We start from the raw sequence: 21234 nt of genomic DNA on the forward strand, positions 1-21234 counted from the left end.
GTCGGGCAGCAAGGTCTTCTGAAATCAGGGTGTCCTGCCTTTTCCGTCGCCGTGACCGGATGCGATGCGTCGCCGGCCAGCGGCCACGAAAACCGCGACCCTTGTGAACGAGGAGACTCTGCCATGCATCATCTGCTGGACCCGCGCCGACGCTGCATCAGCGAAGACCCATACGAACGACTCGTGCTGCAACTGCAAGGCGATACGCTGATGCAAGGCGGCCTCGCGCTCCTGCCGCCTGTGTTGCTGATCGCGCTGCTGCATGTGCATTCGCCCGTCGGCTGGGATGCGTGCTATGCGGCGCTGCGTCAGCTGAACGACGATCACGGCAGACATATGCGGGAACTCGGCACCGCGCTGTCGCTATTGAAGTCGCTGCGCGGCAGCCGGATACTCGATCCGCTCGCGTGGCACGCGGCGATGCGCCGGTTGATGCACGACATCGGAAGGCGCTTGCGTCCGTCGCCTTCGATGCGCATGCGAGCGATGCGGCGCGCCGTCGTCGGCGGCGCCACGCGCATCGATTCGCGCGGCTCGATGTTGCGCAAGCCTTCGCGCGTTGCACCCGCGATGAGCCCGGTGCGCGTTACGCGAACATTGATCGACTGGCAACGTTACTGGCTTTCGGCGATGACCTCGGCGCCGTCGACGTGGCTATGACGCTTTCGCCACGCGGCGGGCGGCACGCCGAACTCGCGCCTGAACGCGCGATGGAACGCGGACTCCGATTCGTAGCCGACCTGCTCGGCGATTGCCGCAATCGCCTTGCTGCTGTACGACAGTTCCTGCGTCGCGACGATCAGGCGCCAACGCGCGAGATATTGCATCGGCGGCTGCCCGAGCAGATCGCTGAAACGATGTGAAAACGCGGAGCGTGACAGACCGACTCTTCGCGCAAGCTCGTCGACGGTCCAGTCGTATGACGGTTGCGCGTGCAGCATCGACAGCGCACGGCCGACGAACCTGTCCTTGACGCCCGCGAGCCAGTTCTTGCGTTCGGCGGGCAAGTCGTCGATGCAGCGTCGCACGGCCCACACGAACAGCAGTTCCGACAGCCGCGCGAGAACGATCGCGCTGCCCGCGCGCGATTGCGCGGCCTCGGAAGCGGCGAAGCGCAGCGATGCTTCGAGCCATGACGACTGCGGATCGTTGCGCACGTCGACCTTGAAGAGGCGCGGCAGCGAGCCGAGCACGGGATTGCTCAGCGCGTCGTCGCAAGCGAGAAAGCCGCACAGCAGGCGCGTCGGCGCGCCGCCGCCGCCATGCGAGACAATCAGCAGTTCGCCTGGCGCGGTACCGAGCTGCGATTCGAGCAGCGGTCCCGCCGGCACGGGCGCGAGATCGAGCGCACTTCCCATGATGTGCGCCTCGCCTTGCGGGACGACGAGCAGTTCGCCCGCGTTCACGCAGATGGCGTGATCGACGCGGTCGGGAAGATGCGCCCAGCAGGTCCCTTCCGTGATCAGATGAAAAGAGACCACGCGATCCGCTCTGGGCAAATAGGCGGTGCACAACTTCTGATCGGGGTGGCCGAACAGACACCACGGCGCCGTCAGTTCAGCGTGCAGATAGACTGCGCCGGACAGACGCACGACGCGCAACACGTCAGAGACCGCATCCATGAAGCACCGCCATTCGATTTCGGCATGTAGCTAAAAAGACGGCGATAACGCCGTCTTTTGCAAGCGCACCGAAAGAATACTCCGTTCGGACCGTGAGGGTGGCGCGAGGCGCCATGAATGCCGTGGGCGGTTGATGCGATGCTGGTCAGAGCGCGCCGTTCGAGCGCCTAAGCGTGACATAAGGTTCGGCCGGTACGATCCTGCCCATCTTCTGCCTTCCTTGTTGGGCAGCTCCGTTCATCGACACGATTGCAGCATGAATACACTCGAAGCGTTCAATCAGGCGCTCTTTCTGATGATCAACGCGACGGCCTCGACGCCGCACTGGCAAATCGACATCGCGAGTGCGATCGCCGATTACGTTATCTACCTCGTTCCGCTCACGCTCGGCGTGCTTTGGCTTTTCGGCGGCCAACATCAGCGCGCAGCGGCCGTGCGCGCCTGCTGTGTCGCGCTGCTTGCGCTCGGGTGCAATCAGATCATCGGGCTTTACTGGATACATCCACGGCCCTTCATGATCGGGCTCGGCCATACGTTCGTCGAACACGTCGCCGATTCATCGTTTCCAAGCGATCACGGCACAGTGTTCGCCAGCGTTGCACTGACTCTGCTGCTGGCTCGTCTTCGGCGGCACGGCGCGCTGATGCTCGTGGCCGGGCTTGCCGTCGCGTGGGCGCGCGTGTTTATCGGCGTGCACTTTCCATTCGATATGGCGGGCGCGGTCGTGATTGCATGCGCGGCGTTCGTCGTCGTGACGCCGCTCTGGTCGTCAGCCGGTGAAGCGGTGATGCGCATGCTGATCGCGCTCTATCGCAAGCTGCTTGCGTGGCCGATCGGGCGGGGGTGGATTTCGCAGTAGTCGTTGAAGCAAGTCCTAGCGCGCGAAGTTTTTAGGCACGCGCCAGGCTGATTTCGGATCAGCCCGTCTGCTCCGGCGCAAGCGCATCCAGCGTCTCGCCGCGCACATCCCGCGTCGCCCACGCACCCAGCACAAAGATCGATACGGCAGCAACGACAGCGGGTATCGCGATCAGCATGAACATCGCCGGCAGCGGCAGCCCTGCCGCCAGCATCGCGCCCCCTGCCAACGAACCGACAACCGATCCGCTGCGTCCGATTCCGTTCGCCCAGCTGACGCCCGTTGCGCGGCAGTCGGTCGGATAGAACACGGCCGACAATGCATTCGCGCCCACCTGCGAACCCGACACGCAAAAGCCCGCCGCGAATACAGCCACTGCCGCGAGCCACGGCGACGCGGCAAGACTGCCGATGGCCGCCGTAAAGAGACCCGCAAGCGCATACCCGAGCGCCAGAACGTAATGCGGGTTGAAGCGGTCCATCAGCCAGCCGAGCACAATCGCGCCGACCGAGCCGCCGACCTGGAACATCGCCGTCACGAGCGCCGCCGTATGCAGCGAAACGCCCGTCGTGCGCAGAAGCGTCGGCAGCCAGCTGGACAGCAGATAGATCACGAGCAGGCTCATGAAGAACGTCAGCCACAGCAGCAGCGTGCCGCGCAGCAGATCCGCGCGAAACAGATGGCTGACGGGCGTGCCTGCCGACTTGCCATGCGGCGCGGCGAACGTCGCTTGCGAAAAATCTTCGTGCGGCTCGATGCGCGCGAGCAGCCGCGTCACATGCTCCGCGCGCTTGCCTGCACTGACGAGATAGCGCACGGATTCGGGCAGCCTCCACGCGAGCAGGGGCACGAGCAGAAGCGGCACGACGCCGCCCGTCAGCAGCACCGAGCGCCAGCCGAAATGCTCGATCAGTTCCGCCGCGGCGATGCCGCCCAGCGCCGAGCCGATCGTGAAGCCGCAGAACATCGTCGTGACGAGAAACGAGCGGCGCCGCGACGGGCAATACTCGGACGTCAGCGTGATCGCATTCGGCATCGCGCCGCCGAGCCCGAGTCCCGTGAAAAAGCGCCACGCGATCAGCTCATGCAATCCGCTCGACCACGCCGACGCCGCGCTTGCGGCGCCGAAGCACAGCACGCACGCGAGCAACAGACGCTTGCGTCCCACGCGATCGCCGAACGGACCGAACACGAGCGCGCCTGCCATCAGGCCCGCGAGTCCCGCGCCGAACACAGGCGCAAGCTGCGCCGGCGACAACTGCCATTGCGCGCGAATAACGGGCGCGATGAAGCCGATCGATGCCGTATCGAACCCATCGATCGCGACGATCAGAAAACACAACACGACGATCGTCAGCTGAAACGGCGAAACCCGATTGCGGTCGATTACGTCCGTGACGTTGACTGGCTGCGCATGCACCATCACCTGTCTCCTCCATCTCCTTCAGTCAGGCGGGCATCCGTTCTATTTTTTTGGCCAGCCTGCCTGTCATTCAATTCACTTCTCGCTTCGGACTTCAGGCTTCAGGCGACGCCCTTCAGGCAATCTTCCGCGCGCCATCCGTGCAGCCATTGCAGCGCATCGTAGAACTGCTCCTGCGTGCGGCCGACCCACAGCGAATTGCGCACCAGACGCTCGACGCCCTTCGCATGATAGATGCGCCCCATCTCACGCGTCGAATACAGCACGCGCGCAGTGCGCGGAATGCGCGCCGTCTCGTACAGCTTGAACGCCGCTTCGAAATCGCCATCGGTCGCGGCGACGGCAGCGCCGAGCGTGACGGCGTCTTCCAGCGCCTGGCAGGCGCCTTGCGCGAGGTATTGCGTCATCGGATGCGCGGCGTCGCCGAGCACCGTCGCGCGCCCATAGCTCCAGCGCTCGACGGGCTCGCGATCGGCCGTGGCCCAGCGCTTCCATGAAGTCGGCCGGTCCAGCATCTGATGCGGCAGCGGATGAATGCCTTCGAAGTACGACAGCACTTCCTCCTTGCTGCCTTCGCGCACGCCCCACTCCTCTTTCTCGCGGCTATGGAACGTGACGACGAGGTTGTATTGCTGGCCGCCACGCAGCGGATAGTGAACGAGGTGACAATGCGGGCCGGCCCACACGACGGGCGCGTTGATCTGCAGATCCTTCGGCATGTTGTCGACTTCGACGACGGCACGATACACGACGTGCCCTGTCACGCGATGGTCGTCGCCGATCAGCGTATTGCGTATCGCCGACTTCACGCCGTCGCAGCCGATCACGGCATCCGCGCGATAACGCTCGCCGTGCTGATCGGTGACGGTCACGCCGCTCGCGTCCTGTTCGAGCGAGCAGACCTGCGTGTTCGTGCGGAACTGGATCAGCGGATGGCCCTGCACGGCTTCGAGAATCGACAGATGGATATCCGCGCGATGAATCACCGCATACGGATTGCCGAAGCGCGCGCGATACGGCGCGCCGACGTCGATGCGCACGATTTCCTTCGCGTCGAGCGCATCCATCAGCTTCATGTAGTCGGTGAACACGGCGCGGCTGCGCGCCGCCTCGCCGACGCCGAGCGCATCGAGCGCATTGAACGCGTTCGCGCCGAGCTGGATGCCGGCGCCGATCTCCTTGATCTCCGCGGCCTGCTCGAGCAGTTGCACGCGAATGCCTTGACGCGCGAGCGCCAGCGCTGCCGCAAGGCCGCCGATGCCGCCGCCGATCACGAGCACGCGCCCGCCTTTGCTGTTTGTCTCACTCATGACTGTCTCCATGCCTTGCTTCTGATCTCGTTGCAGATGGTCGCGATGCTGCAATCAAGCGGTGTAATCGGGCTGACGCTGCGGCTGCGCGGCGTCGAATGCGGGGTGTTTCAACGCGTGCTCGTACACGGCGAGACTGCGCGAGTACGCGCGCAGATCGCAGTCCATGCGCAACGCGTTCGCGATCTGCGGCACGAGGCACACGTCGGCGAGCGTCGGCTGCGCGCCGAAGCACCACGGCCCTGCGTTGCCGCGTTCGAGCAGGCGCTCGACGCCTGCCATCCCTTCCGCGAGCCAGTGCCGATACCACGCGGTCTTCTGCTGCGGCGTGACCTTCAGCTCCGTGTCCAGATAGCGCAGCACGCGCAGGTTGTTGACGGGATGAATATCGCACGCAATGAGCGCAGAGAGTTCGAGCACGCGCGCGCGCAATTCGCGTTCGAGCGGAATCAGGCGCGGCTCGGGATGCTGCTGGTCGAGATAGTCGATGATCGCGAGCGACTGGCCGAGTCTGAATTCGCCTTCGATCAGCGCGGGCACAGACGCCGACGGATTCACATTCGCCACATAATCCGCCGCGCGATGTTCGCCGACGCGGATGTTGACGGGCAGCGTGTCGTACGCGAGGCCTTTGAGCGCGAGCGCGATGCGCACGCGATACGACGTCGAGCTGTTGAAGAAGCTATGGAGTTGCACGGCTTGACCTTTCATCAGTAGCGAAGCGCTCGTCAGACGACGCGCACAGTCAGTTCACCCAGACGCTCGACGCCGACTTTCATCGTGTCGCCCGTCTTCACCGCGCCGACACCCTCCGGCGTGCCCGTGAAGATCACGTCGCCCGGTTCGAGGCGGAAGAACTTCGACAGATACGCAACCGTCTCCGCAACCGACCAGATCAGATGCGACACGTCGCTCTTCTGCTTCGTCTCGCCATTGACCGTCAGCCACAAGCCAGCCGCTTCGAAGTGGCCGGCCGCGCTCGCGGGATGGATCGGGCCCATCGGCGCGGAGCGATCGAACGCTTTGCCGATTTCCCACGGACGGCCCATTTCGCGCATCTTCATCTGCAGATCGCGGCGCGTCATGTCGAGGCCGACTGCGTAGCCCCATACATAATCGAGCGCATCTTCGACGGCGATATCCGAGCCGCTCTTGCCGATCACGGCGACCAGTTCCGCTTCGTAGTGATAGTTCTGCGTCTGCGACGGATACGCGAGTTCGAGCGTATCGCCATAAGCGACGGGCACGACGGCATCGGCGGGCTTGCAGAAGAAGAATGGCGGCTCGCGATCGGGATCGAAGCCCATTTCGCGCGCATGCGCCGCGTAGTTGCGGCCCACGCAGTAGACGCGGCGTACCGCGAATTGAGCGTCGCTGCCGGCGACGGGTACGGCGACGGGCGCTTCGGGCGGGAAAACAAAAGCCATGATGAATTCGACTCGACAGGTAAAAGGATGGAGCACGCGCCGCCGATGCGGCGCGCGAAAACGAAAAACGCCGGACGATGTGTGCTTCTAGCTGCGTTCTTCGCGCAACAGATTCAGCGCGGCGAGCACAGGGCGATCCGAATAGCTGAACAGCACGCTTTCCGCCGAAGCCGACAGTTGCACGGGCGCCCACGATGGCGCGACGAACACGTCGTGCGGCTCGAACGCGAATTCGTCGTCGCCGATCTTCACCGTGCCCTTGCCCTCGACGACGCAGTAGATCGTCGCGTCAGTGCTGCGATACGTGCGGCCCTGGAAGCCCTTCGGCAGGTATTGCATGAAAGTCGCGATGGTCGGCATCGGCCAGCCGCCCGTCGCCGGGTTCACGTAGCGCAGCTTCACGCCGTCCCATTCGTCGAGCTCGCCGTTGCGGTACAGCGTGTCGAGCGCCTCGCGGCTGCGTTCATAGGGGTAGCTGAAAATCGGCGATGTCGGATCGGACACGCGATGCCGCACGGGCACCATGTTGTGGCCGAAGCGCGCGAAGCTGTCGCCTTCGGGGCGCGAGACGGGCTGCGTCGCTTCGGGATAGTTCTCGGCAAAGCCCGCATCCATCTGCGCGACGAGCGGGATGTCGAGGCCGTCGAGCCACACGACGGGCTCGCCGCCCTCTTCGACGGACGGATTGCCGTGGTCGTGCCACGTCCACGACGGCGTGATGATGAAGTCGCCGGGATGCATCGTCGTGCGCTCGCCGTTGACGGCCGTCCACGCGCCCGTGCCTTCGACGATGAAGCGCAACGCCGATTGCGTATGCCGATGGCTCGGCGCGATTTCGCCGGGCAGGATCAGTTGCAATCCGGCGTACAGATTCGGCGTCATGCTCGACTTGCCGGCCAAGCCGGGGTTTTCGAGCACCAGCACGCGGCGCACGGCCTCTTCCGCGCTGATCACGGAGCCCGCCTCCATCACGAGGTCGCGCACTTGCGCATACTTCCAGATCGCGGGCTGCGCTTTCGGTTGGGGCGACTTCGGCACGAGGTTGTGCAGCGATTCCCACAGCGGCGTCATGCGCTGCCCGGCGATCTGCTCGTAATAGGCCGCGCGCGTTGCGCCCGGATTGTTGTTCGTCATTTGCGTCTCCTGTCTTGCTTTCGGTGTCTCGCGGGCCGGATGCGTCGGCGGGCCGCGCGTCGGTTTCATAGACCCTGTGCATCATTTATATGCGACGGAGCTATACCCGGTAAAATAGCGAATTAATCTAATCCATACGATTTTGGATATACCTCCGCAAATCCAGGCCGGATGCGCGGATCGTCATGGGAGGACTGCGCGATGGACTGGACTTACCGCCTGCGTCTGCGGCATCTGCAGGTGCTGCTGAGCCTGGCGAGCACGGGCAACCTGAGCCAGTCGGCGGCCGCCCTCAATACGACGCAGCCGGCGCTGTCGAAATGGCTGAAGGAACTGGAGGAGGACGTCGGCCTGGCGCTTTTCGAGCGGCATGCGCGCGGCTTGCGGCCGACGCCTTATGGCGAAGCGCTGATCGAGCACGCGCGCCGCATCGAAGCGCATCTCGACAACGCGCGCGACGACATGCTCGCGCTGCGCGAAGGCGGCAGCGGACTGGTGAGCATCGGCACGTCGGGCGTATCGGCGGCGGACACGGTGCCGCTCGCCGTGGCGCGGCTGCTCGAGCGCATGCCGCGCGCGAACGTGCGGATCGTCGAAAGCACGATGAACCAGCTGATGCCGCAACTCGCGCGCGGCGAGCTGGATATCGTCGTCGGCCGCTCGGGTCAGGAATACGACGATCCGCAGTTGCAGACCGAGCCGCTCTATACCGAGCCCATCAACTTCGTCGCGCGGCCTCATCATCCGCTGACGGACAAGGCGAAGGTCGGCTGGGACGACGTGCTCGCGTATTCGTGGATCGTCTGGCCGCAGGGCACGCCCGTGCGCAATGCGCTGGAGACCGCGCTCTCGGCAGTGGGCCGCGCGTTGCCGAGCCACTGCGTCGAAACGAATTCGTCGATCCTCAATCTCACGCTGCTCAACAACACGGACCTGGTGGGCGTCGCCTCGCATCGGGCCGCGCTGCGCTTCGAGCAGTTGAATGCCGTCCACATTCTGCCGATGCAGCTCGAAGGCTTCGGCTCGGTGTCGATGTACTGGCACGCGGAAAACGAGAATCGCGCAGCCGTGGCCACAGCGCTCGAAGCGCTGCGCGCCTACGCCGATCCGAAGACGGGCGGATGGCATATGGCGCGGGAAGGTTGATCGGCGGCTGAGTCGCCTGCGAGGCGCGCCCGGCGCAATCCGCCCGCGAGCCGCTGACGCTCGCGCAACGACCGACGCGAACGCGCAGAGAAAAGCGCGGCAGAATCGGACAGCCGCCACTGCGATGCGAACAGCGTGTGTTCACCGCAAGCGATGCTCGTCAAAAGAAGAAGCCGCGACATGCGTCCCGTCGTCTGACGGCGCGTGTCGCGGCTGACTGGTTCGCTACGTCGCGCTGGCTGCATCGAGCCAGCGCAGTTCATCAATGATGCTGGAAGACGGGAACCGAGTACGAGCTTGCAGCGGAGGATGCACGTTGTCCTGCCTGCGACGTGCCGTCCGCGATGCCGCCGACGCCGCTCGTTTCGGCGCCATTCGCGGCTTGAACCTTTGCTTCGGCCGACTGGATGTTAGCGGGGTATTGCGTGTCGCTGCTGTTCGAAGGCACATAACCGGTCTTCTCGAGTTGCACCAGTTCAGCGCGAACCTGTGCACGGCTAACCGGCTGACTGGATTGCGCGAACGATGCAACCGGAACAGCGAGGACAGCAGCAAGTGCAACAGCCTTGATGAGCGATTTCATGATCATTACCTCCAGATTGATTTTGAATGCGTCGAACGATTTGTTCGCTGCGTTGAAGACAGTCTAGGAGTGCCGGCACCTGGGATAAACACCTATTCGACCAACTCACAGTTGCGCCAAACGTGACAAATCGGAATCGCTGTACATCGGTGGATTTTCATTACGCAAGGATTCGCCGCCGATCGCATTCCGAGCCGCGTCTACACTTCGACTACGCACACTGCCGCCGATCGCACAGCAGTGATTGCGCGTCAACGCCCTGACGCCACACAAAAAGGGAGACGAAATGAACGGACAACACGCCACGCCGCACTTCTCTTCTGTCGATGCGCAAGCGCTGCCGTGGACGCAATCGGTATGCGCGAGCGGCGTGCAGATCAAGAATCTCGGCAAGGCCAACGGCCGCGCGATGCAGCTCGTGCGATTCGCGCCGGGCACGGTGTTTCCCACGCATCTGCACACAGGCCCGGAGTTCATCTACATGCTCGAAGGCGAAGCGACGCAGAACGGACAGCGTCTGTTGCCGGGCTGGGTCGGTATCGCCGAATCGGGCACGGTCGATACGGGCTTCAAAAGCGATACCGGCTGCATGTTCCTGTTGATCTACGAGCTGGCGCAGCGCTTTTGCTAGTGGCGCGTCTATCACACGCACAAGCGAAGACAGCCGCCCGTTACTGCCCGTTACAGACGCAACATGCGGGATGCAACATGAGAACGGCTGCATTTATAGAATGCCATCACTCGCCATCATGGCATTCATTGCGCGAACGCCCGCAACGGAGCAACAAGTTGAAACGCCTAACCCTCATTTGCACCGCTGGCCTCATCGCGGCCTGTACGTCCACGGCCGCATTCGCCCATGTCGATGTCGGCGTGACGTTCGGCATCCCGGCTCCCGTCTATGTCGAGCAGCCGCCTGTCGTGTACGAAGCGCCGCCGCCCGCCGTCTATGCGCCTGCGCCCGTCTACTACGGCTATGGATACGACTATCGCGACGAACGCTGGCGGCACGACCACGGCCATCATCGCGGCTGGCGTCATCATCACGACGATGACGATGATTGAACACGCTTGAATCGTCACGAAGTCGATCGCGCCATCCTTCATTCGTCGAACCCGACGACAACCGCTCCACGATTTTCGACAAGGAAGCGCCATAAGGCATTGCCATCCGACGAACCGTCGTGGTAGAAGCTCCGCTCGCCCGTTTCCGGCGCGAAATCAGTGAACAGGAGCATACGGTGAAGAGGACCGCCGAAAACAAGTTGAAGGTGGTTGCGGTGCGGGTGGACCCCGCGATCGAACGAAGGTTGCGGCTATTGGCCGAAGTCACGGGGCGCAGGCAGTCGTTCTTCCTGCAACAGATGATCGAAAGCGGCATCGGCGCAATGGAAGAGGCCTGGCTGCCGCCCGCCGTACTCGCACAGGTTCGCGACGGCACGTTGCCGCCGCGCGAGCAGACGGACGATGCAATGCCCGATCTGTTTAGCGGCATCTTCGCCGAACAGGAAGGCTAAGGCGTGGCGGGTTTGTTGGCTGCTTTTATCGGCGCGTTTATCAGGTGAGAAACGCTTCGCGAATCGTTTCGACCAGCGCGCGTGCGAGACGCGGATCGGATGCGAGATGACCTGCATCGACGAAGCGTCCGCGCACGGCAGGAACCGCTCGCATCAGTCGATGCAAATTCTCCAGCGGGCACACGGGGTCACGCAAACCATGCACTGCGCGGATCGCAACACCCGCAGCAACGGCCCGCTTTGCCGATGCAATCAGACGCCGCTCGCCGAGCCAGCAGTCGTGCATCAGATAGTGGGCCTGGATGCGGTACTTCGCCGTTATCGCGTCGTCACGGCCACGCGTTCTCGTCTTGCGCGACGCTGAGGCTCGCGACGCAGCCTGCATGAGGATCGCGTTTTCATACGCGCGCCACGCCGACGCGACGGCATCGGCCTGCATGCCCCGCATCGCGGGCATCCGCATGCAAGCCGCCGACAAGGACGCCGCGCGCTCGCATTCCGCCGCATGCATCAGCGCGCGCCACGCTCGCGGCGCGCGCGCACGCGACGTGACGAACAGTCGGCGCACTTCGCGCTTCGACGTCAGGAAGAGTCCGCGCAACACGACGGCACTGACGGCCGCCGGATGCGTGCCCGCATAAGCGAGCGCAAGCGCGGCGCCCCACGATCCGCCGACGACACCCCATCGCGCGATGCGCAGCTCGCCACGTATCGCTTCGAGATCGCCGATCAGCCGTTGCGTATCGTTGTGACGCAGGCGGCCACGCGGCGCCGATGCGCCCGTGCCTCGCTGATCCACCATCACGACGCGCATGCGCGCAAGATCGAACAGACGCAGCGCGCCAGGCTGACTGCCGCTTCCCGGCCCGCCATGCAACACGACGACAGGCACGCCGGCAGGGTCGCCATGTACGGTGTACGCGATCGTATGGCCATCGCGGGTGAGCGTGCGATACGTGGTGTCGTGCGATCTGATGCGCGATGCCGCGCGAGTTCGGGTCATGGTCGAGTCATCCGTTTTCTTCACGGCGAACAGCGCGAGTTGCGCATGGTATCCGCGCATAGTGCCGCAGTCCGCGTAATCACCAATTTTCGCCGCCGTCGCGCGACCGTACCTTCGCGATAGCCATAGCCACGCGCATCACGAAGGCCCATCGGCGTACAGCCTCGCGCGACCCGACCACTGCGTCGCGCCCGTTCGGCTCCCGCAAAAGACCACGGCGAGTTTGCCCCGACAACGGCCGCATTGGCCGCATTGGCCACGACGTTACTCTTTCGTCAGGCTGACGGCTTCCTTCGCTGCTGAAGAGAGTATCGGCTATTTGGCGCAGGTCTTGCTTTTCAATCCGGCGATGCCGGCACACGACCGGCACACGACTGGCAAGACCACAGCTCCCATCTTGCATGGGACCGGAGGAGACAATGCGCGAAGAGGCCCACCCCATCGCTGGATCATTCGTCAGCCGCGACTGCGGCTGGCTCACGCCGTCGATCCAGAAAGCGCACGAGCGGTCCGAAACGTTCGGGCTCAACGCGACGATGCGTCCGGACTACGACGTGCTGACGCAAAGCGAATTGCGGATGAAGCTCGAGCAGAACCGCGCGTTGTGCGCGCACGCGACGCCCGTGATGGAAACGCTTCGCGAGCAGATCGCGAACACGCAAAGCATGATCGTGCTGACGGATGCGCAAGGGCTGATCCTTCATTCGATCGGCGACGACGACTTTCTGCGCCGCGCCGAAAAGGTCGCGCTCAAGGCAGGCGCGAACTGGGCAGAGGAACGGCAAGGCACGAATGCGATCGGCACGGCGATCGCGGAGCGCTGCGCGACCGTCGTGCACGGCGACCAGCACTACCTCGCGGCCAACCGCTTTCTGACTTGCTCCAGCGTGCCGATTCTCGATCCGTATGGCGATGTCGCCGGCGTGCTCGACGTGACGGGCGATCATCGCAGCTACCATCAACATACGATGGCGCTCGCGAAGATGTCGGTGCAGATGATCGAAAACCACCTGTTTACCAGCACCTTTCGCAACACGCTGCAAATCGCGTTTCATGGGCGGCCGGAATTTCTCGGCACGCTGATGGAAGGCATCATGGCCTTCACGTGCGACGGGCGCTTTCTGTCCGCGAATCGCAGCGCGCAGTTTCAGGTCGGCTTGCCGCTCGCGGCGATGCGCGCGCATACGCTGTCGTCGCTGTTCGGCCTGACGACGCCGCAACTGATCGATCGTCTGCGCGCGAGCCGGGGTCATCACATTTCGCTCGATCTGAACAACGGCACCGTCGTTTGCGCGAGCGTCGAGTTTCGTCGCGCGGCGCACGACCAGAACGCGTGGCCCGCGGACACCGTCACCGCGCCACCGCCCGCCGCCGCGCGCGCGCAGCGCGCGAGAAGCGCGTCGGCCGTCAACGCGCCATCGCGTCTCGACTGCCTCGATACGGGCGACCCGCAGATTACCGCCGTCATCGCGAAGGTGCGCAAGGTGATCGGCAAGGACATTCCCATTCTGATCACGGGCGAAACGGGCACCGGCAAGGAACTGCTCGCGCAGGCCATCCACAACGATTCGCCGCGCCGCGCGGGGCCGTTCGTCGCCGTGAATTGCGCATCGATACCGGAGAATCTGATCGAGTCGGAACTGTTCGGCTATGAGGAAGGCGCCTTTACGGGCGCGCGGCGCAAGGGCGCCGTCGGCAAGCTGTTGCAGGCGAATGGCGGCACGCTCTTTCTCGACGAAATCGGCGACATGCCGTATCCGTTGCAAGTGCGGCTGCTGCGCGTGCTGCAAGAGCGCGTCGTCGATCCGCTCGGCTCAAGCAAATCCGTTCCCGTCGATATCGCGATCATCTGCGCGACGCACCGCAATCTGCGCGAGATGATCGTGCAGAACCGTTTTCGCGAGGACTTGTACTACCGGTTGAACGGCCTCGTCGTCAAGCTGCCGCCGTTGCGCGAGCGCACGGATCTCGCCGTCGTGATCGAAAAGATGCTGCAACTGACGCCGCCCGACGAAATCACGGGCGCGCGGCTCAGCGTCGCCGACGATGTGATGACGCTCTTCGAGCAATGCGCGTGGCCGGGCAATTTCCGGCAACTCGGCAATCTGCTGCGCACGGCCGCCGCGATGGTGGACGACGACGGCCAGATCAGGCGCGAGCATCTGCCCGAAGACTTCTTCGATGATCTGCGCGCAAAGCCGGCGCCCGCGCCGCAGCCCGCAGGCGATCCGTTGCCGCTGCCGGGCGCGCGGCTCCAGGACGTGCAGGCGTGCGCAATCGCTGCGGCTGTCGCGAGACACAACGGAAACGTGTCGGCGGCTGCACGCGCGCTCGGCATTTCGCGCAACACGGTCTATCGCAAGATGCCGTCGTTGGGCAACGGCAGCGGCGCGCAAGCCGACTCAACAAGCGACGACGCGTAGCACGCCGCATTCGCCAATCCGCATTCCTCTGTCTAATTGCAGCGTGCGGCGCGCTGTTGCACCCGCTGTTGTTTTTTGCAACACGTGTGCTCCAAATCTAAACAGGCTGTTCACCGTCGAGCCGCGAGTTCGCTCGCGCCTGCGCTCGCTGGCGTCATATGCGGTATCGCTCGATCCGTCCTCCTTTAACGTCAGTTGCCACTGCTCGTGCGCAACGTCCAGACAGTAGCCGTATTCGTGTTGTCGTTGACCGCCGCGAACTGCGACTGGCCACTGCTGCTCAGACCGAACGCAAGACCGAATGCGGAGCCTGGCGTCGGATCGACCTGCATCTGCGCTACGAAGTGCCCGTCCGGCGTGAACTCGACGATTTCACTCGATTGCTGCGCGTCAGCATTGATGGCATCGCCGTTCGATGTCACCAGATCTCCATTCGGCGCAAGCGCCAATGCCAATGGCCCGTGAAGATGGTCATTGTCCTGATAGATGACCGTTCCCGGACCGTTATCGTGCGTGAGCGCCGCAGCACCTGAAACGGCGAACACCTCGTTGTTGTTGGTCGATGCGACGTAAAGCACGTCGTGGGCTGCGTCATAGGCCAGCCCCGTCGGGCCGACGACGAGCGCGGCGGGATCGGTCCGATGCGCATAGCCGGACGCAATGATGCGCGAGCTGCTCAGGAGCGTCGCGCCGCTCGCGCCAATGTTGATATCGATCCTTGCCACGGTTCCGTTCAACACATTCGAGACGAACGCGGTGACTTGCGAACCCTGTTCGCTGATGACCGTCATGTCCCACGGACCGTCCAGCAGTGTTGAATCTTTCAGTTCGCTGAGGAGCCCGCCTTGCGGGTTGATCACCAATAGCGAGCCAGGCGCGGTGATGGCTGTGCCATTCGTCGTCGGAAGATTGCCGACCAGCACAAAGCCGCTCTTCAGTACCGCAAGTGCGGTGGTGAGGCCCAGATTCTGCCCCTGGAAAAAGGTCACTGGCTTGCCGTCAGTCACCAGCTTCACGATGGTCGTCCCAGTGCCTTGCTTGTTCGACGCGGCGTTGAAGTTCGATACGAGGACGTCGCCGGGGCTCAGCGAGCTGGCCGACGACACGCCGCCCGGCACGAAAGCAATGCCGTACGGATTGAGGTCATGCTTGACTGGAACCGTCGAAGCGACCGTCGATGTGGGTGGAATGATGGGCTCTGCGCCTGCAATGGAGGGGCCGAGCGACAGTACGGCGAGGCCGATGCCGCACATGGCGGCGGTCAAGCGTACGGGCGTGAAGCAGAACGGGCGACGGCGTTTCGACGGGCGTATGAACGGTGCGGGTGATTCGAAGGCAGACAACTGCATCAAAGCTTTCATAGGGCACCTCCTTCCCTTGCGGGTACCCCAGCTGCCCTGGCGGCTGGGAAAAGCTCTGAGAGTCTTCAATGCTCGGCGCGAAAAGCCGCTCGAACGTAAACGTGCGAGCGGCCCATTTATTCCGCGTCTGTCTGTGCTTCGCGCAAAGAACCTCGATCTTCGGCTGGATAGCGCCCTTCACGGCGTGGCGGCAAGCGACGCATGCATTCCCATCGAATAGTGACCAGGCTTGTTACACACGAGCACGTAGTGGCCCGGCGCAAGCTTGATCGTGAGGTGACGGCTCTTGCCTGGCGCAACGTCCTCGACTTCGCCCATCTTTTTGAATTTCTGCTCCGGCACCTGGCCTTTATGAACCGGAAGCGCGTTATCGGCGAGCGACGTCTTCAACACGACGAGTTCGTGCACCATCTTGTTGTCCGCGGCATTGCGGACGTCGAATGTCACGGGCCCGGCTTTGACCTCGCTGGTATCGAGCTGAATTGCATCCGACAGCAATGTCGCGCTGACGTGTTGCTGAGCGTCGCTGCGAGCCGGGAAAATGCCAAGCGCAATCGTGCTGGCGAGAATCATCACCTGTTGAACGAATCTCATGGCTGCACCTTTCAGAAAGCTACTGCCGCTATCGACTGATTCTCCATAGGACGATGACCGGCATGCACACGCAAACAAGCATGTTGAAGCAGGTCAATTGCGCGCCGGCACGCGTGTCATCTAAACGCGGGCCACGAACGATTTATTCCGATGCGAGCGCGATGGCTGTTCGATGCGCGTCGCGGAAACTTCCGGCATGGAGCTTGCGTTTCACGGCCCCGACCGCCATCGAGTCGCGGTCGTTCGTCAAACCATCCAGGAGACAGCCATGCAGTGGAACACACCCGCCTATACGGATCTGCGTTTCGGTTTCGAAGTGACGATGTATATCGCCGTTCGCTGAGGCCATGCTGAAATGCCGCCGCGCGTTGCACGCGGCGCGCGACGGCGCATCATCGACGCAAACAAGAAGGCCGACACGCCATGATGCCGATGCCCGCCGATGCCGTTCCGAACGCGCGCCCGCGCCTCAATCCGCTGCTCCGCCTGCATTGGGAGCCCGGCGAGCAGGTCTATGTGCTGCGCTATCCGCAAGGGATGGTGAAGCTCAATCCGAGTGCGGGCGAAATTCTCTCGCGCTGCGACGGCACGCGCGAACTCGACGACATCATCGACGAGCTCGAAACGCTCTTCAACGCGTCCGGCCTCGCACCGGATATCTACCAGTTCATCGACCACGCAAGACAACGCGGCTGGCTCGACTGACGTTTTATTTTCCCGCTCGTAACGTGAGGATCGCCTCATGTTCAGCCTGTCGTGTCTCGACAGACAGCCGCGCTGAACGACAACGCGCTGTCACGTTTGGCAACACGCGATCTGTCCACTGCTCCACGATGCAACACAACACGCGCCACTCAGCCGCGCGCCTTGTCGTCATGCACGCCTGCAACGCATGGGGTTCAGGCCGATTCGAGAGGATCGCCAGGTAATGAGAAGGCAATGGCATGCGACTTGCCTTAACGGCCACGCAGCCGACACGCAGATCGAAGACCTTCTGCCGACAGGCGTCGCACCGATAACTCAACTGGAGACAACGATGAAGACAAGTTCGGCTTCGCCCGCGCGGCTCGCGATGCTGGCCGCTGCCGTCGCGGCAACCATCAGTCTGAGGCCGGGGCCCGTTGCCGCCGCGGCCGACTATCCCGCTGTGACCTATGAGCGGCTCACGTCGGCGCAAAGCGATCCGGGCTGGCTCACCTACTACCGCACCTATAACGGCCAGGCGCATTCGCCGCTCAAGCAGATCGACGCGTCGAACGTGAAGGGTCTCAAGCAGGCATGGGCCTACAAGTTTCCCGCCGATCTTCAGCAAGGCTTCGAAGCGACGCCGCTTATCAACGGACGCTATCTGTTCGTGACGACGCCCAAGGACAACGTCTATGCATTCGATGCCGTGTCCGGCAAAACGCTGTGGAAGTACGAACCAAAGCTCGGCGCGGAGTCGTTCAAGACTGCGTGCTGCGACGTCATCAACCGTGGCGTGGCGCTGTACGGCAAGAACGTCTATGTCGCGATGCTGAGCGGCGAAGTGGCGGCGCTCGATGCGCAAAGCGGCGCGCTCGTGTGGAAGAAGCAGATGTTCGATCCGGGCACGGGCTACGCGTTCTCGCTCGCGCCGCTCGCGCTGGACGGCGCGCTCGTGGTCGGCAGCGCAGGCGGCGAGTATGGCGCGCGCGGATTCATCGCCGCGCTCGATCCCGCGAACGGTAACGTGCTGTGGAAGCGCTACACCGTGCCCGGCGCGAAGGAACCGGGCGGCAACACGTGGCCCGACGGCATGCAGGAGCACGGCGGCGCTCCCGCGTGGCTGACGGGCACCTACGATTCGGACAGCAAGACGCTCTACTGGGGCGTCGGCAATCCGGGGCCGTGGCTCGCCGATCTTCGTCCCGGCGACAACCTCTATTCGGACTCGCTGCTCGCGCTCGATCCGAAGACGGGCGACCTCAAATGGCACTACCAGTACACGCGTCACGACACGTGGGACTATGACGGCGTCAACACGCCTGTGCTCGCCAGCATCAAGTACGAAGGCAAGGACTATGACGCGATCATTCACGCAGACCGCAACGGCTATTTCCACGCGATCGATCGAAGCAACGGCAAGCTGATCTACGCGCGTCCGTTCGTGAAGGCGACTTCCGTCACCGGCTATACGGCCGATGGCAAGCCCGTGCAGGACGAGTCGAAGTATCCGAAGACGGGGACCACGATCGAGACCTGTCCGAGCTTCCTCGGCGGCAAGAACTGGTGGTCGGTTTCATACGATGCGGACAAGCACATCGCCATCGTGCCGACGCTGCACGCGTGCATGTCGCTGTCCGGCAAGTCGGTGAACTATATGGAAGGGCTGCCGTATCTCGGCGAAGGCTTCGAGATCAAGCCGGAGCCCGGCAGCCAGGGATACGGCGAACTGCAAGCGATCGACGTGAACACGGGCAAGAAGCTCTGGAGCCACTGGAGCAAGCTGCCGTGGAACGGCGGCGTCGCAACGACGGCGAGCGGCCTCGCGTTCAGCGGCTCGCTCGACGGCCATCTGTACGCGTTCGACGTCACGAGCGGCAAGGTGCTCTGGCAAAGCCCGAAACTCGCGAGCGGGATCATCGCGCAGCCGTCGGTGTTCGAGATCGACGGCAAGGAATACGTCGCGGTGCTCGCGGGCTACGGCGGCGCCAACCCCATCTGGGGCGGCCCGATGGCCAAGGCCGCAGACAAGGTGCCGCGCGGCGGAACGCTCTACGTGTTCGCGCTCAGCCATTCGTGATTTCGCAGAACCGGGACGCGGCGCGCGCCGCGTCCCTCCCGATCTTTCCGGACGCTTCGACATGAACCACTCTCTCAATCGTATTCCGGCAGCGAGCGCGCTTGCTGCCTGCCTCGCGCTCGCATCGGTGCCCTCGATGGCAAGCGTGAAGGTCTGCACGTTTCCCGGCAGCCCGTCTGCGGCACTGGATCAAGCCGTCGCGCGCAACGTGTTCGCGCAGGCGGGCATCGCCGCGACGCTCGTCAAGCACGGCATCGGCGACGGCGACGACGATGGCGTCTCGCTGAAGGAACTCGACAGGACACTCGCACGCGATTGCGACGTGATCGCCGGCTTTCCGCGCTCGACCGTCGCGGATGCTTCCAACAGCAAGCTGCAATTTTCGCGCGGCTATCTGCGCGCGGGCTACGTGAGCATCGAAGCCCCCGACGCGAATCCTCAAGGCGCCGCAAAGAACACGGTCGCGGCAATGTACGCGAGTCCCGCGCAGCTGATCGCCGTGCAGCAGCCGAGTGTCACGCTCGATCTGCAGAACACGTCGGCATTGACCGTCGATGCCGTCGCGAACGGACATGCACAGCGCGCGATCGTCTGGTATCCCGCCGTTGTCGCTTATCGGCTTGCGCATCCGCAGCAGCGCTTCACGGTCGCCGCCGCGCGCTCGCCGTATGCGGACTGGCAACTCGTGTTCGCGTTCGGGCCGCGCACGGCTGCGTTGCGCGAACGGATCGATGCGGCGCTCGACACGCTGTCGAACAATGGCCAGTTGCTCGCATTGACACGCGACTGGACGATGCCCGCGAACGCGATCGCCGAAACCTCCGCCGACGATCCCGCACGCTATCGCGACGGACCGCGCGCATTGCATGCATCGCGCGCGATCGTCCGGCCTGCGCTGCTCGCGGCCGCGAATGCGAACGGCGCGGGCGGCTTCGTCAAGATCGCCGCCGACGCGGCAAGCGGCGCGCCGTCCTTCGATCAGGCGCAGGCGACGCACGGCAAGATGCTCTATTCGTCGGCTTGCGCGAAATGCCACGGCGCGCAGTTGCAAGGCGTGACGGCGCCCGCGCTGCAAGGGCCGGCGTTTGCGCCCGCGTCCAACGCGCATCTGACCATCGGCGGCGTGTACACGTATATGGCGACCAACATGCCCGCCGACAAGCCCGGCAAGCTGAAGGATCAGGATTACGCCGACATCATGGCGTTCCTGCTCTACTCGAACGGCTACCGGCCCGGCGGCGGGAAGATGACGGCGGACAATGCGCGTGCGTCGGCGACGCCGCTCAATGCCGGGAAATAAAGTCGGGAGCATGGGCCGCGCCGCGATCCTCGTGTGTCGGATCGCGGCTCGGCTCGGCTTACGGCTTTATGCACGCAGCAGTGCAATCGGCGCAAAGAGGCCAAAGTCCGTTGGCGATCGCGTGGCGACCGGTGCCGTGCGCGTGCTTCATCAAACTCGTTTCATCAAACTCATGTGACGGCGCGCGACGCACGCGGGAAATCGGTTCGACGAGCCGTGCCCTCGTTTGGTATGTTTCGGTAAGCTAGCGTTTTTGTCCGACCCGTGCGCTTCGGCCATCGGGCGAACTTTTGTATGAAGCCAGTGAAACCGACTGAGGCGTTGCCATGCGCGTAGGCAAACCCGTGAAGGCGCTGCCGCAACCGCTATGCGATTACTGCGGGGCGAAAGCCGTGCTCGCGCGCGCAGGCGACGAAAGCTATCCGTATCGCGACGATCACGGTCCCGTGTGGCTCTGCGCGCCGTGCCAGGCGTGGATCGGCATTCACGCGCGCAGCACGCGCCATGTGCCGCTTGGACGGCTCGCCGACGCCGCGCTGCGCGACGCGAAGAGCCGTTTGCACGATGCGCTCGAACCGCTCGTCGCCGGCAAGGTGCGACGCGATGGCGTGAACGCATTCGAAGCGCGTGCGAAAGCGATCCGCTGGGTCGCGACGGAACTCGGCTTCGATCCGCTGCCCAATTCGATTCACATGCTGACGCTCGATCAATGCGAGCAGGCGCTTCGCTTTGTCGAGGCGTTCATGGCCGCGCGACGCAGCAGATGAT

At 63.7% G+C, this 21234-nt stretch carries 22 protein-coding genes; 12 read left to right on the top strand and 10 right to left on the bottom strand.

The genetic code is table 11. From position 1 onward, the window contains the following. Positions 1-123: 123 nt before the first annotated feature. Complete coding sequence (locus tag VSR68_RS34160) at positions 124-660, top strand: hypothetical protein (protein WP_342943988.1); 537 nt, start codon at positions 124-126, stop codon at positions 658-660. Here VSR68_RS34160 and VSR68_RS34165 read toward each other — a convergent pair. Further along, a complete protein-coding gene (locus tag VSR68_RS34165; protein WP_342943989.1) occupies positions 615-1622 on the bottom strand; it encodes an AraC family transcriptional regulator in 1008 nt (335 codons plus the stop codon). The genes VSR68_RS34160 and VSR68_RS34165 overlap by 46 nt on opposite strands. A gap of 256 nt (positions 1623-1878) precedes the next feature. Between VSR68_RS34165 and VSR68_RS34170 the strand changes: the two genes are divergently transcribed. Then, on the top strand, positions 1879-2481 hold the full coding sequence (locus VSR68_RS34170) for a phosphatase PAP2 family protein (protein ID WP_342943990.1): 603 nt from the start codon (positions 1879-1881) through the stop codon (positions 2479-2481). Between the two features lie 58 nt (positions 2482-2539). Here VSR68_RS34170 and VSR68_RS34175 read toward each other — a convergent pair whose 3' ends face one another. From VSR68_RS34175 to gtdA, 5 genes are all read right to left on the bottom strand, one after another. Further along, positions 2540-3904 (bottom strand): aromatic acid/H+ symport family MFS transporter, encoded by a 1365-nt coding sequence (locus tag VSR68_RS34175; RefSeq protein ID WP_342943991.1) that lies wholly within the window; start codon positions 3902-3904, stop codon positions 2540-2542. Between the two features lie 101 nt (positions 3905-4005). Beyond that, the gene (locus VSR68_RS34180) at positions 4006-5214 is read right to left on the bottom strand and encodes a 3-hydroxybenzoate 6-monooxygenase (protein WP_342943992.1); all 1209 of its coding nucleotides are present in this window, start codon (positions 5212-5214) and stop codon (positions 4006-4008) included. Positions 5215-5268: 54 nt separating this feature from the next. Then, on the bottom strand, positions 5269-5910 hold the full coding sequence (gene maiA, locus VSR68_RS34185; protein WP_342944022.1) for a maleylacetoacetate isomerase: 642 nt from the start codon (positions 5908-5910) through the stop codon (positions 5269-5271). 32 nt (positions 5911-5942) lie between these two features. Continuing rightward, complete coding sequence (locus VSR68_RS34190; RefSeq protein WP_342943993.1) at positions 5943-6641, bottom strand: fumarylacetoacetate hydrolase family protein; 699 nt, start codon at positions 6639-6641, stop codon at positions 5943-5945. An 87-nt stretch (positions 6642-6728) separates the two neighbouring features. After that, complete coding sequence (gene gtdA, locus VSR68_RS34195) at positions 6729-7775, bottom strand: gentisate 1,2-dioxygenase (protein WP_342943994.1); 1047 nt, start codon at positions 7773-7775, stop codon at positions 6729-6731. Between the two features lie 201 nt (positions 7776-7976). Between gtdA and VSR68_RS34200 the strand changes: the two genes are divergently transcribed. After that, entirely contained in the window at positions 7977-8921 is a 945-nt protein-coding gene (locus tag VSR68_RS34200; RefSeq protein ID WP_342943995.1) for a LysR substrate-binding domain-containing protein, read from the top strand. 262 nt (positions 8922-9183) lie between these two features. On the opposite strand, the gene VSR68_RS34205 is transcribed toward VSR68_RS34200, so the two are convergent. Continuing rightward, positions 9184-9504: a DUF4148 domain-containing protein gene (locus tag VSR68_RS34205; protein ID WP_342943996.1), complete on the bottom strand. Its 321-nt coding sequence runs from the start codon at positions 9502-9504 to the stop codon at positions 9184-9186. A 286-nt stretch (positions 9505-9790) separates the two neighbouring features. Between VSR68_RS34205 and VSR68_RS34210 the strand changes: the two genes are divergently transcribed. The 3 genes from VSR68_RS34210 (at position 9791) to VSR68_RS34220 (ending at position 11021) form a co-directional block, all read left to right on the top strand. Further along, entirely contained in the window at positions 9791-10135 is a 345-nt protein-coding gene (locus VSR68_RS34210; RefSeq protein ID WP_342943997.1) for a cupin domain-containing protein, read from the top strand. A gap of 158 nt (positions 10136-10293) precedes the next feature. Further along, a complete protein-coding gene (locus VSR68_RS34215) occupies positions 10294-10569 on the top strand; it encodes a hypothetical protein (RefSeq protein WP_342943998.1) in 276 nt (91 codons plus the stop codon). Positions 10570-10745: 176 nt separating this feature from the next. Beyond that, positions 10746-11021 (top strand): hypothetical protein, encoded by a 276-nt coding sequence (locus VSR68_RS34220; RefSeq protein ID WP_342943999.1) that lies wholly within the window; start codon positions 10746-10748, stop codon positions 11019-11021. A gap of 40 nt (positions 11022-11061) precedes the next feature. On the opposite strand, the gene VSR68_RS34225 is transcribed toward VSR68_RS34220, so the two are convergent. Further along, complete coding sequence (locus VSR68_RS34225) at positions 11062-12024, bottom strand: alpha/beta fold hydrolase (RefSeq protein ID WP_342944000.1); 963 nt, start codon at positions 12022-12024, stop codon at positions 11062-11064. 419 nt (positions 12025-12443) lie between these two features. Here VSR68_RS34225 and VSR68_RS34230 point away from each other — a divergent pair, with 419 nt between their 5' ends. Continuing rightward, positions 12444-14447, top strand: coding sequence for a sigma-54-dependent Fis family transcriptional regulator (locus tag VSR68_RS34230; RefSeq protein WP_342944001.1), 2004 nt, complete (start codon positions 12444-12446; stop codon positions 14445-14447). Between the two features lie 191 nt (positions 14448-14638). Here the strand turns inward: VSR68_RS34230 and VSR68_RS34235 are convergent, their stop codons facing one another. Continuing rightward, positions 14639-15808 (bottom strand): hypothetical protein, encoded by a 1170-nt coding sequence (locus tag VSR68_RS34235; protein ID WP_342944002.1) that lies wholly within the window; start codon positions 15806-15808, stop codon positions 14639-14641. Positions 15809-15985: 177 nt separating this feature from the next. After that, positions 15986-16402, bottom strand: coding sequence for a plastocyanin/azurin family copper-binding protein (locus tag VSR68_RS34240; RefSeq protein ID WP_342944003.1), 417 nt, complete (start codon positions 16400-16402; stop codon positions 15986-15988). Between the two features lie 268 nt (positions 16403-16670). Between VSR68_RS34240 and pqqA the strand changes: the two genes are divergently transcribed. From pqqA to VSR68_RS34265, 5 genes are all read left to right on the top strand, one after another. After that, positions 16671-16745, top strand: a complete 75-nt coding sequence (gene pqqA, locus VSR68_RS34245) for a pyrroloquinoline quinone precursor peptide PqqA (protein ID WP_143062301.1) — start codon at positions 16671-16673, stop codon at positions 16743-16745. Positions 16746-16825: 80 nt separating this feature from the next. Further along, positions 16826-17107 carry a pyrroloquinoline quinone biosynthesis peptide chaperone PqqD gene (gene pqqD, locus VSR68_RS34250; protein ID WP_342944004.1) on the top strand — a complete coding sequence of 94 codons (282 nt, stop codon included), beginning with the start codon at positions 16826-16828 and terminating at the stop codon, positions 17105-17107. Positions 17108-17438: 331 nt separating this feature from the next. After that, positions 17439-19166 (top strand): methanol/ethanol family PQQ-dependent dehydrogenase, encoded by a 1728-nt coding sequence (locus VSR68_RS34255; protein WP_342944005.1) that lies wholly within the window; start codon positions 17439-17441, stop codon positions 19164-19166. Between the two features lie 61 nt (positions 19167-19227). After that, positions 19228-20466 (top strand): c-type cytochrome, encoded by a 1239-nt coding sequence (locus tag VSR68_RS34260; protein ID WP_342944006.1) that lies wholly within the window; start codon positions 19228-19230, stop codon positions 20464-20466. Between the two features lie 326 nt (positions 20467-20792). Continuing rightward, positions 20793-21233, top strand: coding sequence for a zinc-finger-containing protein (locus VSR68_RS34265; protein ID WP_342944007.1), 441 nt, complete (start codon positions 20793-20795; stop codon positions 21231-21233). Position 21234 lies beyond the last annotated feature (1 nt).

Origin of the sequence: Paraburkholderia phymatum (assembly GCF_038900715.1) — a bacterium.
Classification (GTDB): domain Bacteria; phylum Pseudomonadota; class Gammaproteobacteria; order Burkholderiales; family Burkholderiaceae; genus Paraburkholderia; species Paraburkholderia phymatum_A.

What these genes read in the sequence shown, in the direction of transcription:
- VSR68_RS34160 (WP_342943988.1), top strand. Translation starts at nt 124, where the DNA reads ATGCATCATCTGCTGGACCCGCGCCGACGCTGCATCAGCGAAGACCCA.
- VSR68_RS34165 (WP_342943989.1), bottom strand. Translation starts at nt 1,622, where the DNA reads ATGGATGCGGTCTCTGACGTGTTGCGCGTCGTGCGTCTGTCCGGCGCA.
- VSR68_RS34170 (WP_342943990.1), top strand. Translation starts at nt 1,879, where the DNA reads ATGAATACACTCGAAGCGTTCAATCAGGCGCTCTTTCTGATGATCAAC.
- VSR68_RS34175 (WP_342943991.1), bottom strand. Translation starts at nt 3,904, where the DNA reads ATGGTGCATGCGCAGCCAGTCAACGTCACGGACGTAATCGACCGCAAT.
- VSR68_RS34180 (WP_342943992.1), bottom strand. Translation starts at nt 5,214, where the DNA reads ATGAGTGAGACAAACAGCAAAGGCGGGCGCGTGCTCGTGATCGGCGGC.
- VSR68_RS34190 (WP_342943993.1), bottom strand. Translation starts at nt 6,641, where the DNA reads ATGGCTTTTGTTTTCCCGCCCGAAGCGCCCGTCGCCGTACCCGTCGCC.
- gtdA (WP_342943994.1), bottom strand. Translation starts at nt 7,775, where the DNA reads ATGACGAACAACAATCCGGGCGCAACGCGCGCGGCCTATTACGAGCAG.
- VSR68_RS34200 (WP_342943995.1), top strand. Translation starts at nt 7,977, where the DNA reads ATGGACTGGACTTACCGCCTGCGTCTGCGGCATCTGCAGGTGCTGCTG.
- VSR68_RS34205 (WP_342943996.1), bottom strand. Translation starts at nt 9,504, where the DNA reads ATGAAATCGCTCATCAAGGCTGTTGCACTTGCTGCTGTCCTCGCTGTT.
- VSR68_RS34210 (WP_342943997.1), top strand. Translation starts at nt 9,791, where the DNA reads ATGAACGGACAACACGCCACGCCGCACTTCTCTTCTGTCGATGCGCAA.
- VSR68_RS34225 (WP_342944000.1), bottom strand. Translation starts at nt 12,024, where the DNA reads ATGACCCGAACTCGCGCGGCATCGCGCATCAGATCGCACGACACCACG.
- VSR68_RS34230 (WP_342944001.1), top strand. Translation starts at nt 12,444, where the DNA reads ATGCGCGAAGAGGCCCACCCCATCGCTGGATCATTCGTCAGCCGCGAC.
- VSR68_RS34235 (WP_342944002.1), bottom strand. Translation starts at nt 15,808, where the DNA reads ATGAAAGCTTTGATGCAGTTGTCTGCCTTCGAATCACCCGCACCGTTC.
- VSR68_RS34240 (WP_342944003.1), bottom strand. Translation starts at nt 16,402, where the DNA reads ATGAGATTCGTTCAACAGGTGATGATTCTCGCCAGCACGATTGCGCTT.
- pqqD (WP_342944004.1), top strand. Translation starts at nt 16,826, where the DNA reads ATGATGCCGATGCCCGCCGATGCCGTTCCGAACGCGCGCCCGCGCCTC.
- VSR68_RS34255 (WP_342944005.1), top strand. Translation starts at nt 17,439, where the DNA reads ATGAAGACAAGTTCGGCTTCGCCCGCGCGGCTCGCGATGCTGGCCGCT.
- VSR68_RS34260 (WP_342944006.1), top strand. Translation starts at nt 19,228, where the DNA reads ATGAACCACTCTCTCAATCGTATTCCGGCAGCGAGCGCGCTTGCTGCC.
- VSR68_RS34265 (WP_342944007.1), top strand. Translation starts at nt 20,793, where the DNA reads ATGCGCGTAGGCAAACCCGTGAAGGCGCTGCCGCAACCGCTATGCGAT.